Genomic DNA, 14,211 nt, shown 5'->3' with positions numbered 1-14,211 from the left:
TATATGACCCGACCGTTTATATTGACAGTAGGTTGGGGATCTTATGAAAAACGCGCTGATTCCGGTTATGACATTATTCTTGCTGGTTATGGGTGTTTTCACTGCAGCTGCGGTCAATGAGACAGGAAACAATTCATCAGTGAATAACACCTCAACTCCCCGTGGGGGTGTGGTGCAGCCACTTGCAGTGTTGTCATTAAGTGTTGAACCATCCACCATCAGTCTCGGCACTGTACCCCCCGATGGGATTGAGAGGAGCTACAGCAACGCTGTAACAGCAACCGTCATATACTTTTTTGCATCCGATGATACCCTCTCTGTGAGGGCATCGGGTGCCCTTGTAAATACAGCCAACAGTTCACTCACAATACCCCTCACCAATTTCAAGTTCAGCACACCCAGCCTAAGCAAGAGGTCCTTTACGACATCCAACCAGGTCATAATGACATACTCAGGGTTTATAGGAGCCCAGAGTGTCCCCCTCAGCCTTTACATAACTGTGCCACCATACACTGATCCAGGCACATACTTAACGACCCTTACCTACACCGCAACCTGATTTTGTGAAAATAGTCACAAATACATTAATTATATGTTTCCACTGTCACCAAATCTCGAAAGATTTATATACTGGGCCGTGACAACTAATCTTATCTGAAAATTAACTGGTGATATATATGAGGGAAAAAATAATGGGAGTAATCCCGCTTATGGTTGCCCTGATGTTTGTGGTGGCACTCGGTGCATACAGTTCACCATCCTATGCGGCAACGGCAACACAGACAGTGACCGTCACAGTGCCAGAGGCCATTTCAATAGTAGTGCCTAACGTTAACTTCGGATCAGTAAGTGCAGGAAGCACAGGAACAAGCCCTAACTTCGATATACAGAACACTGGTAACGTTAAGATCGACCTATATGTCAATGCAACTGATTCAGCACTTAGAAGCGGAACTGCAACAGATATCATTGGTGTAGGTAACCTCACAATAAGCAGCAACGTTGCCAGCGGCAACTATGTCCAGATTCCATATGGTTCAGCGATAAAGATATACGACAACATGAACAAGGCAGCCCAGGGATCAGGTACACCTACCACCTGGACAACAAACATGAAACTCGTGGTGCCATCATTCACAGAAGACGGGGCATACTCAATAAACCTGCTCTACACAGCAGTTAAACACAACGCTGCACTACCTTAAACATCTCCACTTTATTTTTTGGAGAAATACCTTTTCATTTTCCATTCATTAACTATTTAATAAATACCGTCAAACTTTTTCTAGAGAGGTTGATAACCATGAAACCCAGACATCTAACTGCAATTCTTATATTTCTCTTCATCCTGGGATCAGCGGCACCGGTAATTGCAACCGGACTCTGGGCCTCACCCGCAGACTTCAGATACAACCTTAAACCTGGACAGTCAGTGAGTGGCGAAATCACAGTGAGAAACATTGGTAAGGAAGAGGTGAACGTTAACGTAACAAAGAAGAGGCTCCTCATGGACAGCGTTAACCTGGTATACTCCGACAGGGGGATAGCCCAGTGGATCACCATAGAGGGCAACACGTCATTCAAACTGAAACCCGGCGAGTCAAGGAAGATCAGATTCACAGTGAATGCACCAGGGAAGATAAACTACCTTGACGCTGCAGGGGCCATCATCATAAAGGGTCTTCCTGTGCAGAATGTTACCGGTGGCATCCAGATAGTCCAGGGCGTTGAACTCGTTGTGCCCATATACGTGGGGCTCCCGGGACCAATAATCGAGTCACTGAAACTTGAAGACCACAGCGCACCCAAGGTGCTTCTGAGCTTCATGCCAGGTAAATTCACCTACCTCCTAAAAAACACTGGTACGGTGCAGGCAAACATGACAGGGGCCATTGAACTCACCGGTATAACAGGGACACAGAGGGTCCCCATCGAGGGTGTGGTATACCCTGAGGACAACTACACACTGGTTGAGACCTGGAAGCCAGGTTGGATAGAATTCGGACCCTACATCGCAAAGACAAAGATAAACTATGGCCGCTACCACCAGACAAAAACCATAGAGACATCTGATACCGTCATAGTGATACCCGCATGGCTTATAATCCTCATTGTGCTTGGAGCCGCGATCTGGGTTATTCGCAAGAAGGAAATTGAACCCCCAATCTCAATCAGGATAGAAAGAAAGAAATAAAGGCATTAAACGTCTTCTCCAAACACCTTTTTATTTTTAATATTTTTAAACCATTTAAACGTCTTTCATTCTCACACCGAATACTCCATCATCATGCAGAATTGAGTATTATTTTTGGCCATTGCTACCTCAATTTAGTAATAACTAAAATTTATATGTTAGTAATATCATTATTTTTTATGAAAGAATTGAAGGAGGTGAAAATTGTTATGAGAAGACAGTATTTCATGGCTTTCATTGCCCTTCTCATTGCTGTAACACTGACAGGTTCGGTGAGTGCAGCGGACACAGCATGTGAGGTGGGGGTGGATGTAAAGTACGAGTACGCCGACGACAACGGCCAGATAAACCCAGACATACAGGAACTCACAGACGAAAACGGGACAAGGATCAACTTCACAAGGACCTTTGACCCGGCAGCCAACATCACAAAGATCCTCTTCACCTACGGGAACATCACAAACACCACAAGGTTCACAATAAAGATCAGGGCCCCCGGCTACAGGGAACTCTCACACACATTCCAGCTTGCAGATTACGGGACAAAATACGCCGCTTACCTCCCCCTCAGGATGAACGCCACAGACGCCTACAAGCTGGGAAGAGAAATCACAAAGAAGGCTGACCAGATCCTGAACTTCACAAAAACAGGTGATGTACTGGTTATAACAACCGCAGGGACAGCCTACTACAGGAACCAGACATCAGAGGACGTCCTTGAGGGTATACTCAATCAGGCCCGCGGCAGGGTGAGCTACGGGAAGGGTAACCTCCTGATGCTCAGAAAAACACGCCTAGACCCCCTGGACTTCGCATTCATCGTAAGGAAGGGGAACGACCTCATAGTCGCATACTTCAAAAACGCCAGCATGACACCCATCTACGTTGGAACCGTGTCACAGAACATGACACTGGCACAGTACCAGGCACTCCAGAAAAAACTTGGAAGCGACACATTCCCCATAGCAAGCCTTGCCAACGCATGGGCAATCGGACTATCACCTGACATACTGAGGGAGGCGGCATTCCATGGACACGTCTGCCTCGGTACCATCAGCGGATACGCAATGATAGAGACACTCCTAAAATATTACCCTGCAACCAATGAATTCGGACTTCCACTGGAGGGTGTCAGTTACCAGGTTGTTGGTGTGCCCGGTGGATCAGACGATGATGTCTTCATATATGCCATGGACGCAACACCAGGTAAGAGGGCCTACGTTGGTTTCAACACAACGGCGGACACCAATATTGTTGGATTCATCAGGTGGAACTCAAAGACAAAGACAGGAACCCTCATAATAATGGCCTACAGTCAGCAGGAACTGATAAACAAATACAAACAGGAAACCGGGACCACAGCGGTCTCTGAACTCAAGTTCAATGCATGGGCAGTTAAAAAACTCACAACAAGTCCTGAATCACTTGTGAAGATCCTCTACGCATTTGACAACCTCACACAGGACCAGGTCAACTATATCATGGGATATGAACCCACCAAGGGTAATACAACCATCAGTGCAGCCGGACTCGACCTCAACTACATACTGAACCAGACAAACCTCGTGAATGCAACACCGGCAAACAGGACATACAGCACAGGAAACCTCACCTACAGTGACCTCAAGAACATCGGGCGCCTTGCAGCCGAGAAGGCTGTGGAGCTCTTCAGGGCAATGGGTATAAACCTTGAAAAGGATGACTATCACCTTTTCGTGCTGACATCCGCAGGTTATGTGAGGATAAACGGCCAGGACACAGGCGCGGTCTGGGATGGAATATTCGATGTGCTGGGATCAAGGTTAAGCAGAAAGACACTTCTGCCTGTCCATGCACCACTCTGGGGTCAGCTGAAGTTCGATTTCTGCCTAATCAACGGGACCCAGAAGATAATCAGGTCAATGTACTACAACCTCACAACAGGAACATTCACTGTTCAGAGTTCAGCAAATTACATAATAGAGGATGTGCTCCCATACGATCCGCCATTCGACGTCCTCATGGGCTGGCTCTTCCACAACCATGTCTGTGGTGGAAGCTCACCAGGTTACCTCATAGCAGACTACATATTCCAGAATTACCCCAAGGGTGAGAACGAGAAGTACATCTACGTCACAACGCTGGACAACTGTAAGGATGACATCCTCTTCATGCTCCTGGGGGTTTCAGCTGGACAGGGAACCTACTCCAACCAGAGGCTGACAACTGAGGAGACAAGGCTCGAGACAGAGGGCGGTATGAATGGAATGGTGGGCTACATAGTGGTATGGGATGAGAAGACCAACACAGGAAGGGTTGCAATCATCACATGGCAGGGCCCACGCTTCGCAGCCGGATCCAACATGTATGAGGAATACATCAGGCTCTACAAGCACGACTACTCATCACCTAACCTGCTATCCCTGCCGACGGTCAGTAAAGCGGCTGAGCGCTTCATAAACAGGGAAGAACTCAACATACTCCTCTCAGGGGGTACAGGGTCCATGAATGCGCTCCAGTACATATTCAGCATCCCAGCAAACAGGACACGTGAAGACCTCATCCCTGTGAACAATGGCGGAAGCCAGAACAGAAACCAGGGTGGTGTACCAGGTATACCCGGTGGCTCCACGGGTGGTTCAACCGGTGGTTTACCCTCAGGTTCCCAGGGTACCGCAGGTCATGCCGGTTACACACCTGGTGCTGATTACAGTGCTTCACCGGCTGATGTTAGTGCAGCATCTGAGGTTTCAGAGGAACCTGCAACAGAGGGTAAGAAGGCCTATGAGGTTACAAATGCAACCTCCACTTCCGGCGGCTCTGACTCCTCATGGTACGTCTATGGTATCATGGGTGTCCTTGTGGCTGCTGGACTTGTGGCCTTTGGATTCCTCAGGGGCGGAGCAGGAAAGTGACTCCCCTATTTTTTCTATTTTTTCATCAATCCGTGTTAAGGAAAAATTTATACATGTGCATCCCTCATCTTATCATGGAGGTTTTAAAATGAAGAGGGGTGTGTCATTAATTCTCGTTCTCGTCCTCATGCTGATGCCCTGCTCCTATGCATGGAAGACCGTCACCCACTATGACGCCGCCGAGGCCATCTATGAGAAGCTCCCATCATCCAAGAGATCAAAGATCAACATTAACGCCATGATCGACGGATCCAATGACCCTGACGAAAAGTTCCATGACACTGTGAGACACAGCTTCCCAAGAAGCTTTACAGAGGCTAAAAAATGGCTTGACAGGGGTAGAAGCGCCTACAGAAGCAAGAATTACAGTTATGCCAGTTACTGCTTCGGTGTTGCAAGCCACTATATCATAGACACTTTTTCAGCACCTCACTGTGTAAGTGGAGAGTCATCCACACTTCACAACAGCTACGAAAAACAGGCCACGTACCTTGCACCCAGAATAAGTTACGTTTCAGGGGACATCTACAGCCTCATGCAGCGGGGCTACCTCAATGGAAGGAGCGACTGGTCACGGTGGACAAAAACCAAGAGCAGCTCGATAGTCCAGAGGGACCTCAATATGGGGACCAGTGTGGCCTACAGGGCCATAAACATTGCCATGAATTAAAACCCCTAATTTATTTTTTCTGGAAGATGAAACCAGACATCTCCATCAAAAAAATAATTTATATTTTCAGAACTCCAGAGACCTTAAACCGGTCCCTGATGAAGGTAAATAATCAAAAAAATTATATTTCAGAACCAGCCTAGAAGCTGAGTTCAGATATCCTCTCCATTGCCCTCACGGTATTTTTAAGGGAGTTGAATGCTGTTAGCCTGAAGTATCCCTCACCGCTCGGTCCAAAGCCGGAACCCGGTGTTCCAACGACCTCTGCCTCGTTGAGTAGCATGTCAAAGAACTGCCATGAATCCATGCCCTCGGGTGTCTTTATCCAGATGTATGGTGCGTTAACACCGCCATAGTACCTCAGACCGGCACTTTCAAGGCTCTCCCTTATTATCCGTGCATTCTCCATGTAGTAGTCTATTGACTCCCTTATCTCCCTCTGACCCTCAGGTGTGTAGACGGCCTCAGCGGCCCTCTGCACAGGGTAGGAGACCCCGTTGAATTTTGTTGTCTGGCGTCTGTTCCAGAGCTCCTTCAGGGAGTGCATCCTTCCCTGACTGTCGGGGACCTCCAGTTCCTCGGGTACCACAGTGAAGGCGCACCTTGTACCTGTGAAGCCAGCGTTCTTTGAAAAGCTCCTGAACTCAACTGCAACCTCCCTTGCACCCTCCACCTCATAGATGCTGTGGGGTATTCCATCCTCCTGTATGTAGGCCTCGTACGCTGCATCGAAGAGTATTATGCTGCCACTGTCCCTGGCATAGTCAACCCACTCTGCGAGTTGCTTCTCTGTGAGTGCTGTTCCTGCGGGGTTGTTGGGGTAGCAGAGGTATATGAGGTCAACCTTCTCCTCAGGGAGGGCTGGTATGAATCCGTTCTCCTCTGTGCATGGAATGTACACCAGACCGCTATACCTTCCAGTCTCATCTGCGGGGCCGGCTCTTCCCGCCATCACGTTGCTCTCAACGTATACAGGGTAGACAGGGTCTGTTACAGCAACCACATTGTCCTGTCCAAAGATCTCCTGGATGTTTCCTGTGTCACACTTTGCACCGTCACTTATGAAGATCTCCTCGGGTGAAACCTCAACACCCCTGGAGGCGTAGTCGTTTTCTGCTATGGCCTCCCTGAGGAATGGGTAGCCCTGTTCGGGCCCATATCCCCTGAAGGTTTCCTCCTGTGCCATTTCATCAACGGCCCTGTGGAAGGCCTCCACCACCGCGGATGGGAGGGGTCTTGTAACATCCCCTATACCCATCCTTATCACATCAGCGTCGGGGTTTTTCCTCTGGAAGTCCTCCACTCTCCTGTTTATCTCAGAGAATATGTAACTGCTTTTAAGTAGCAGGTAGTTTTCGTTTACCGTCACCATAATTTAACCTCTCAGAAACTAATTTCAGGTAGGTCCCTGAAGAAGAATGATATTATCATGTAGTCTGCGGGAGTTAATAAAAATTGCTGTATAAACAGCTGCAGCCTAGTCCGAGGGACTAAAAAACAGTTTCAGTCCTCATAAAAGGTGCCTGGGGCAATCAACAAGCTATTATCTGAAGTTTTTACATTCCTCAACGAACTTCCATGCTCCTTTGATTATAATAATTGCTTCTTTCTGATCTATTTCTGAAAGAATGCCATAATCAGCCTCTTCCCTATCTTCATATGCCCTCAGAAGTATGTCAAATATCTCCTTCTGGAATCCCCCATTCTTTACGAATTTGAGTCCAAACTGTGAAATCAATCCCCTGTGAGTCTTCGGGTAAATGTTCCTCCGTGATAGCAGCGCTCTTGCTGCAAAGAACATTGCGTAGTATGCTCTGCTTACAGCATCTCCATAGAATCCATGTTCGCACAGTGTTCTGGCAGCCTCAAGTTTCCTGACTGCCTTTTCCATCAAAATTTCCTCATCACCCAAGCACCACACCCTCTTTCCTTATTCTGGAGATGAAATGGGTGTCCCCCAGAAGCCTGTATTCCTCAGGGGAAATGACCTTAACTGAGATATGGACACCTGTACTGAGGAGTATATCGCGCGCCTTCCTTATGACCTTATCCTTTATTTCAGTTTTTTTTGTGGAGATTATGATTATGTCTATATCAGAGCCCTCTCTATCATCCCCCCTGGCAACGGACCCAAAAAGGATTATTTTTTCTATTTCAGGATAATTCAGTGACTCTGAAAACTTCCTGGCAAGTTCAAGTCTGTTCATCATTACCCCCCCAGAACGAAGTGTGAACCCGAAGAGCTACTGACAGTTTCAGATCTTTTCGCCATTATAATTAAATTTATGTGTGCTCCCAGTAGAGTCTACCTGTTTAATCTGTCCACTGAAAGACGATCTCGCTCACAGACAAGCCGTGCGTCTTCGATGTCTAACTGTTTAATCTGTCCACTGGAAAGGCCTTCAAAAAATGGTTGAAAAGAGATTCCCATTCATTTATGGGCATAATAGAATACCAGTCTCTCCCCTGATGAATCAACCCTGGCAAACCCGAATCTTTCAAGCTGTACCACATCATCAACCTCAAGTTCTGAGGCATCTCCCTCAATGACACCCTCAATCTCTGAGGCGTCAGGCATCACGACCACTGCTTTGAGGGCTGATTCAGCTGGAACCCAGTGTATCATGGCTGCCTGCAGCTCCCTTGCCTCCTCGATGCCCTCACTGTGGTATCTGAGTTCACCATCAGAGTAGATCACGTTAACAGCATCTATTAACCTGAGAGGGCCCTCCCTGAGGTCCCCGCGGGGGAGGTACACGTCTCCATTCAGCTCGAGGATGCGGTTACCCAGTTCTGGTTTATCAGGGTGCAGGGGTCTTTCAACCCTGATGGGTCCTGGCAACCCCTTTATTTCAAACTTAACAGGGTCTGCCGCGAAGAAGTACCTCCTGGCTTCTTCCTCAAGTATGTTCCTGTTGAGGCCGTAGATCTTCTTCCAGCTCATGGTGGAGTCCGCTATCTTGACACCGATCTCAACCATGAGTTTTCTTATTGCCTCAGGCCTTATACCCCTCCTTGCGATGGCCCTGATGGTTCCAAGGCGGGGGTCATCCCAGCCAGAGTATTTGCCCTCGACTATTCCCTCTCTTGCCCCTGATGTGCTCAGTGCAACGTCATCCATCTTAAGGCGCCCGTAGTGTATGAATACAGGGGGCTCCCAGCCCATGTGCCTGTAGAGGTACTCCTGTTTTTCACTGTTTGCAAGGTGGTCCTTGCCCCTTAGGACATGTGTCACCCCAAGGAGGTGGTCGTCCACAGCAACCGAGAAGTTCATCATGGGGTACACCCTGTAGCGGGTGCTTGTGCGGGGGTGTTCGGCCTCCACTATCCTCATTGAAACCCAGTCCCTTATGGCGGGGTTGGGGTGCTGAAGGTCTGTCTTAACCCTCACAACCGCTGAGCCCTCTGGCATCTCAAACATCTCCCTCCAGCGCTGGAGGTTCTCCCTGACCCCCAGGTCACGGCAGTGACAGGCCTTCCCCTCATTTTTGAATTCCCTGAATGCCTCGGGGGTGCATGTGCATACGTATGCCCCACCCCTCTCTATGAGCCTCTCTGTGTACTCATAGTAGATCTCCATTCGGTCGCTCTGGATGATGGTCTCATCCCATTCAACACCAAGCCACTCCAGGTCAGAGGGGATCATATCATAGGCCTCCGGGTCAACCCTTCGGGGGTCGGTGTCCTCGATTCGGAGTATTAGTTTGCCATCATACCTCCGGGCGTATTCATGGTTGAGGATGGCTGCCCTTGCATGGCCTATGTGGAGTGGGCCGCTTGGGTTGGGGGCGAACCTCAGTACAACCTCACCCGTAACATCCGGGAGGTCCCTGAGTCCCTGTCTCTTCTTCTGCTTCCTCTCCCTGATTTCAAGGCCTAACCTCTCCATTTCACTCTGCTGTTCTTCAGGTGTTAAACTGTTAACCTTCTCAACAGCAGCCTGAACAGCCTCCTTGACCTCGGGGGCCCTCTTTCTGAGTTCAGGTTCGTTGCTCATAACGGCCCCCATGACGGCGCCCGGGTTTGCCTTTCCCTTGTGCTTAACAGCATTCATGAGTGCGTAGCGGTAGACGAGGTCCTCCACCATCATCACCTAGTGTTCCCTTTCAAGTACAAAGTCAGCTATCCTCATGAGTGCGTCCCTTGCATCTGAGTCTTCAAGTATCTCAAGGCGCTCCTTGGCCATCCTCACATAGTCAAGGGCCACCTCATGGGCATACTGGGTTGCACCGTAGCGTTCAAAGATCTCTATGGCCTCAGCGACACGACCCTCATCACCTGATCCAAGAATTGATATGAGCCTCTCCCTGTCCTCCTCTGATGCCTCCTCAAGGGCCTTTACAACCATGAGGGTCATCTTGCCCTCTGCTATGTCACTGCCCACAGGTTTGCCCAGAGATTCCTCATCACTTACCACATCCAGGTAGTCGTCATGTATCTGGAATGCCAGGCCGATGAATTTACCGTAGTCCTCTAGGGCCTCAACCTCTCTCTCTGATGCGCCCCCCATTATGGCACCTGCCTTTGTTGCTGCTGCAATGAGGGCTGCGGTCTTCTTGTAGATCATCTCCATGTACTCATCCTCTGTGACATCCAGCCTCTCCTCAAAGCCCATGTCAAGGGCCTGGCCCTCACATATCTTAACGCATGAGTCAACCACCACTGCAAGGGCATCCTTCACCCTTTCTGAGTCCCCGTTCCTGATGACGGCCTCGAAGGCCTTGGAGAAGAGGACGTCCCCTGCAAGTATGGCCATGGGTTCACCCCATATGACATGGACTGAGGGTTCCCCTCGCCTCATCTCATCATCATCCATTATATCATCGTGGATGAGTGAGAATGTGTGTATCAGTTCTATGGCCGCAGCCACCCCTGCAGCGTCCTCAGGGTTTCCGCCTACAGCCTCACAGCTAAGGAGTGCAAGTGAAGGTCTTATCTTCTTACCACCTGCTGTTATGAGGTGTTCTGATGCCTTAAGGAGCGTATCAGGTGTTATGTCGCTGATGCACTCCATTATCCTCTTATCGGCCACTTCAGAGTACTTTCTGAGAATATCTAATACTTCCGTCATCGGATACCTCCATTAAATACCTGTGCCTGTCCATTCCTCAAGATGTGTATGTCGTTACCCAGCTTGTAGCCCTCCTCCTCTGCTATCTCGGCGTAGGCCGAGAGCATGCTGAGGTCTCCGTGGGCTGGTATTATGTGCATGGGGTTGAGCATCCTTATGAAGTCCCTGTGGTCCTCCCTACCTGCATGCCCTGATACGTGTGCATTTGTGTAGATCCTTGCACCGCTTGATGCCAGGCGACGCTCCATGAGGTTCCTGTTTGCAACGTTCATGGGGTTGGGTATGACAGGGGCTGATATCACCACATTGTCACCCCTCTTTATCCGGAACTGGGTCTTTGCATTGGCTATCCTAGGCAGCAGAGCATCGGGTTCCCCCTGGTGACCTGTTGTGATGAGGAGGTAATCCTCACGCTTTGCCTCTGCACGTGCAAGGGCCCTGTTAACAGCCTTGGGGCTTCCATATATGCTGGCATTCTCCGGGAGTTTGAGTATGCCCATGGCCTCTGCGAGTCCACAGTATCTCTCCATTGACCTTCCAAGGAGGAGCATCTGCCTGTCGCTCTTTGATGCTATGTCACTTATGGCCTGTATACGCTCCATGTGGGAGGAGAATGTGGTCACTATCATCCCGTTCCTCTCCTCAAGGGGGTTCTTCATTATATCCTCAAGGACTATCCTTGCAACCTTCTCTGAGTGTGTCTTGACCTCCTGCTTCTCGTTGGCCCTGGTTGTTTCAACTATCATTGCAAGGACGCCCTTCCTTCCAAGCTCCCTGAGGCGGTGGTAGTCCGGTGGTGGTGATATCTTCTGGTGGTCGTCAAATTTGAAGTCAAGTGCATAGACTATTATACCCTCCGGTGTGTGGAGTGCTGCTATAACTGACTGTGGTATACTGTGGGTTGACTGTATGAACTCCAGTGTTATCCCGGGGGATATCTGGCACTTCTCCCCTGCATTGAGGACCTGGAGTGTGTTGAGGACATTGAACTTCCGTTCTGCCTTTATGGTCCTCTCTATGAGTGCTATTGTGTAGGGTGTTGCTATTATGGGGGCCTGGTACCTGTGGGCCAGCTTTGCAACCGCCCCTATGTGGTCCAGGTGGCCGTGTGTGAACACTATTGCCCTGACCTTTCCATCAACATCCTTCATGAGTGTATCATCGGGTATGACACCCCTCTCTATGAGGTCCAGGCTGTGCATCCTTGCAATGTCTGTGTCCTCATGTATGTGAACCCTGTCAAGGTGAATCCCCATGTCAAATATTACAACATCATCCCCCACCTTAACGGCGGACATGTTCTTACCTACTTCTTCGTATCCGCCGATCGCTATTACTTCTACGCTCAAATTATTACCTCCTGGCGTATTTTATTGTTTCAAAGCCCCTTTCATTTAGCCATTCTCTGGTTCGGCCCATTATTATGACCTGTGAATTTTTAAGATCGTCAAGTGTTTCTGCACCTGCAAGGTACATGGCGGTTTTAAGTGCCTCGTTAAACCTTTCAATTACCTTTATGACGGACCTGTAACCCTGGCCTGCAGCTTCAAGTACCGGGAGTGCTATTCCAGCCATTGTTGCACCTAGGGCTATGGCCTTTGCAGCGTCAAGTCCGCTTCGTATACCCCCTGATGCAATCACAGGCACGTTTACTGACTCTGCAACCTCCACGGTGCTTGCAGCGGTGGGTATTCCCCAGTCCCAGAAAAGCTCACCCATGTATCTGTCGTCTGCACGGTAGGTTTCAACTGCGGCCCAGCTGGTTCCGCCTGCACCTGCAACGTCTATGGCCGCCACCCCACATGCTTCAAGTTTTATGGCGTCCTCTGAGGATATACCTGCGCCTGTCTCCTTGACCATTACAGGGACATCCATGGACTTCACAATTGATGATATGGATTCAAGGGCCCCTGTTGAGTCCACGTCGCCTCCTGGCTGTATTGACTCCTGGAGGGGGTTGAGGTGCACTGCAAGTGCATCTGCATCTATCATCTCAACTGCCCTTTCCGCATATTCAATGTGGGAGCTTCCAATGTTTCCCACGAGCATCGCTGATGGGGCCTCTTTCCTTGCTATGGCGTAGGTCTCTTCAACCTCAGGGTGTTCAATACCTGCCCTCTGGCTTCCAAGTCCAAGTGCAATTCCGAGTTCCTCTGCGGCCCTTGCAAGTTCCCTGTTTATTTTAAGGGCTGCCGGGTGCCCGCCTGTAATTGCACTTATCATTATGGGTGATGAAAGCTCTTTACCCAGGAAATCCAGACCTATATCTATCTTTTCCCTGTTTATCTCAGGTATGGCCCTGTGAACTATTTCAATTTCCTCGAAGCCTGTGCTCTTCCTGTACTCCACGTCACAGCTTGTGCACAGGATTAAATGCTCCAGTTTTCTATCCGAAATCATTTTAACGCCCTTCAAATTTCCCTTAATTGATAATCCTGAACTATCAGGTTATGATCGTGTCTTAATTCCCTTAATTGATGATCTGAATCGTTATGATCTGGCCTTCAAATTTTCCCTTAAGTGTAACCCTGAAATATCAGGTTATGATCGTGATATGAATGATCTATTTTCTGATCCTGGTGCCCCTCACAACCTCTCCACGGAGGGCCCTCAGGATATTTCCAGGTACACCTGCATTTATTATCTCTGATTCTATACCCCTCTCTGCGAGGGCCAGGAGTTCCCCCACCTTACCAACCATTCCACCTGTAACGTCAGTATTAACTGTCCCATCAAGGGATTCGAGGTCATCAAGGGATCCTATAACGTCAAGAAGCCTCGCATCAGGGTATTTCTTTGGGTTCCTGGTGTAAACCCCATCCACATCTGTTCCCAGTATGACCCTCTCTGGCCCTAACCTGATGGAGAAGTGGTTTATGAGCTGGTCACCTGATATCACAGAGAACCTCACACTGGTGTTTAAGTCAAGGACCACGTCACCGTAACTTACAGGGACCATCCCCTCCTCCAGGTAGGATTTTATCATTGAAAGATCAGCATCCCTGATGCGGCCATTCTCTGCCCTCAGGAATGCTGATGGGGGCATGGAGACCGCCGGTATTCCCTCATCAAGGAGCGCATCACAGACGTGTGTGTTGAGTTTTCTGACCCAGTTCTGTGTGAGTGCGGATCCGAATCTCCGCTTTCTGAATTCCTCCTCATTTTTTATTTCAGATCCTATCCTGTATTTTCCTGCGAATGGGTGGCCGAATGATCCGGCCCCATGTATTATCATGAGTGATGATGGTGAAGCGTCTGCAATCTCTGAGGCTATCCTCTGAAGGTTTTCTGAATCTATTTCAGGTTCCTCAGAGTCCTTTCTGGTAATTACACTTCCACCTACTTTAAGAATGATCATCAAGATGCCCCTTTAATTGATAAG

13 protein-coding genes are annotated in these 14,211 nt (G+C 49.0%); 5 read left to right on the top strand and 8 right to left on the bottom strand.

From position 1 onward, the window contains the following. The first annotated feature begins 67 nt into the window (after window positions 1-67). The 5 genes from OXN82_RS01690 to OXN82_RS01670 all read left to right on the top strand — a co-directional run bounded on the left by OXN82_RS01690 (window position 68) and on the right by OXN82_RS01670 (window position 5,758). On the top strand, window positions 68-559 hold the full coding sequence (locus OXN82_RS01690; RefSeq protein ID WP_321211699.1) for a hypothetical protein: 492 nt from the start codon (window positions 68-70) through the stop codon (window positions 557-559). A gap of 118 nt (window positions 560-677) precedes the next feature. Next, complete coding sequence (locus OXN82_RS01685) at window positions 678-1,205, top strand: hypothetical protein (RefSeq protein WP_321211698.1); 528 nt, start codon at window positions 678-680, stop codon at window positions 1,203-1,205. Between the two features lie 98 nt (window positions 1,206-1,303). Continuing rightward, window positions 1,304-2,194 carry a hypothetical protein gene (locus tag OXN82_RS01680; RefSeq protein WP_321211697.1) on the top strand — a complete coding sequence of 297 codons (891 nt, stop codon included), beginning with the start codon at window positions 1,304-1,306 and terminating at the stop codon, window positions 2,192-2,194. A gap of 209 nt (window positions 2,195-2,403) precedes the next feature. After that, window positions 2,404-5,088: an FmdE family protein gene (locus OXN82_RS01675; protein ID WP_321211696.1), complete on the top strand. Its 2,685-nt coding sequence runs from the start codon at window positions 2,404-2,406 to the stop codon at window positions 5,086-5,088. A gap of 88 nt (window positions 5,089-5,176) precedes the next feature. After that, a complete protein-coding gene (locus OXN82_RS01670; RefSeq protein ID WP_321211695.1) occupies window positions 5,177-5,758 on the top strand; it encodes a zinc dependent phospholipase C family protein in 582 nt (193 codons plus the stop codon). Window positions 5,759-5,897: 139 nt separating this feature from the next. Here the strand turns inward: OXN82_RS01670 and OXN82_RS01665 are convergent, their stop codons facing one another. The 8 genes from OXN82_RS01665 to OXN82_RS01630 form a co-directional block, all read right to left on the bottom strand. Continuing rightward, entirely contained in the window at window positions 5,898-7,133 is a 1,236-nt protein-coding gene (locus tag OXN82_RS01665) for an LL-diaminopimelate aminotransferase (protein ID WP_321212130.1), read from the bottom strand. Window positions 7,134-7,301: 168 nt separating this feature from the next. Continuing rightward, complete coding sequence (locus OXN82_RS01660) at window positions 7,302-7,670, bottom strand: HEPN domain-containing protein (RefSeq protein ID WP_321211694.1); 369 nt, start codon at window positions 7,668-7,670, stop codon at window positions 7,302-7,304. Next, window positions 7,663-7,965: a nucleotidyltransferase domain-containing protein gene (locus tag OXN82_RS01655; protein WP_013295360.1), complete on the bottom strand. Its 303-nt coding sequence runs from the start codon at window positions 7,963-7,965 to the stop codon at window positions 7,663-7,665. The genes OXN82_RS01660 and OXN82_RS01655 overlap by 8 nt, the downstream gene beginning before the upstream one ends. Before the next feature lie 224 nt (window positions 7,966-8,189). Further along, window positions 8,190-9,848: a glutamate--tRNA ligase gene (gltX, locus tag OXN82_RS01650; RefSeq protein WP_374892064.1), complete on the bottom strand. Its 1,659-nt coding sequence runs from the start codon at window positions 9,846-9,848 to the stop codon at window positions 8,190-8,192. A 3-nt stretch (window positions 9,849-9,851) separates the two neighbouring features. After that, on the bottom strand, window positions 9,852-10,829 hold the full coding sequence (gene idsA / locus OXN82_RS01645; protein WP_321211692.1) for a short chain isoprenyl diphosphate synthase IdsA: 978 nt from the start codon (window positions 10,827-10,829) through the stop codon (window positions 9,852-9,854). Beyond that, a complete protein-coding gene (locus OXN82_RS01640) occupies window positions 10,826-12,178 on the bottom strand; it encodes an RNase J family beta-CASP ribonuclease (RefSeq protein WP_321211691.1) in 1,353 nt (450 codons plus the stop codon). The genes idsA and OXN82_RS01640 overlap by 4 nt, the downstream gene beginning before the upstream one ends. 4 nt (window positions 12,179-12,182) lie before the next feature. Further along, window positions 12,183-13,229: a type 2 isopentenyl-diphosphate Delta-isomerase gene (fni, locus tag OXN82_RS01635; RefSeq protein ID WP_321211690.1), complete on the bottom strand. Its 1,047-nt coding sequence runs from the start codon at window positions 13,227-13,229 to the stop codon at window positions 12,183-12,185. Window positions 13,230-13,392: 163 nt separating this feature from the next. Further along, complete coding sequence (locus OXN82_RS01630; RefSeq protein WP_321211689.1) at window positions 13,393-14,187, bottom strand: isopentenyl phosphate kinase; 795 nt, start codon at window positions 14,185-14,187, stop codon at window positions 13,393-13,395. Window positions 14,188-14,211: the final 24 nt, after the last annotated feature.

The sequence above is a fragment of the Methanothermobacter sp. DP genome, from assembly GCF_026692625.1.
In the GTDB taxonomy this organism is placed as follows: Archaea; Methanobacteriota; Methanobacteria; order Methanobacteriales; family Methanothermobacteraceae; genus Methanothermobacter; species Methanothermobacter marburgensis.
Note: the sequence above shows the minus strand (reverse complement) of the source record. Positions and strands in the feature narration are given on the sequence as shown.

Bases quoted from the DNA above. Each gene is read 5' to 3' on its own strand.
- OXN82_RS01630 (WP_321211689.1), bottom strand. From the start codon at position 14,187: ATGATCATTCTTAAAGTAGGTGGAAGTGTAATTACCAGAAAGGACTCT.
- OXN82_RS01690 (WP_321211699.1), top strand. From the start codon at position 68: ATGACATTATTCTTGCTGGTTATGGGTGTTTTCACTGCAGCTGCGGTC.
- OXN82_RS01680 (WP_321211697.1), top strand. From the start codon at position 1,304: ATGAAACCCAGACATCTAACTGCAATTCTTATATTTCTCTTCATCCTG.
- OXN82_RS01655 (WP_013295360.1), bottom strand. From the start codon at position 7,965: ATGAACAGACTTGAACTTGCCAGGAAGTTTTCAGAGTCACTGAATTAT.
- fni (WP_321211690.1), bottom strand. From the start codon at position 13,229: ATGATTTCGGATAGAAAACTGGAGCATTTAATCCTGTGCACAAGCTGT.
- gltX (WP_374892064.1), bottom strand. From the start codon at position 9,848: ATGATGGTGGAGGACCTCGTCTACCGCTACGCACTCATGAATGCTGTT.
- idsA (WP_321211692.1), bottom strand. From the start codon at position 10,829: ATGACGGAAGTATTAGATATTCTCAGAAAGTACTCTGAAGTGGCCGAT.
- OXN82_RS01675 (WP_321211696.1), top strand. From the start codon at position 2,404: ATGAGAAGACAGTATTTCATGGCTTTCATTGCCCTTCTCATTGCTGTA.
- OXN82_RS01685 (WP_321211698.1), top strand. From the start codon at position 678: ATGAGGGAAAAAATAATGGGAGTAATCCCGCTTATGGTTGCCCTGATG.
- OXN82_RS01670 (WP_321211695.1), top strand. From the start codon at position 5,177: ATGAAGAGGGGTGTGTCATTAATTCTCGTTCTCGTCCTCATGCTGATG.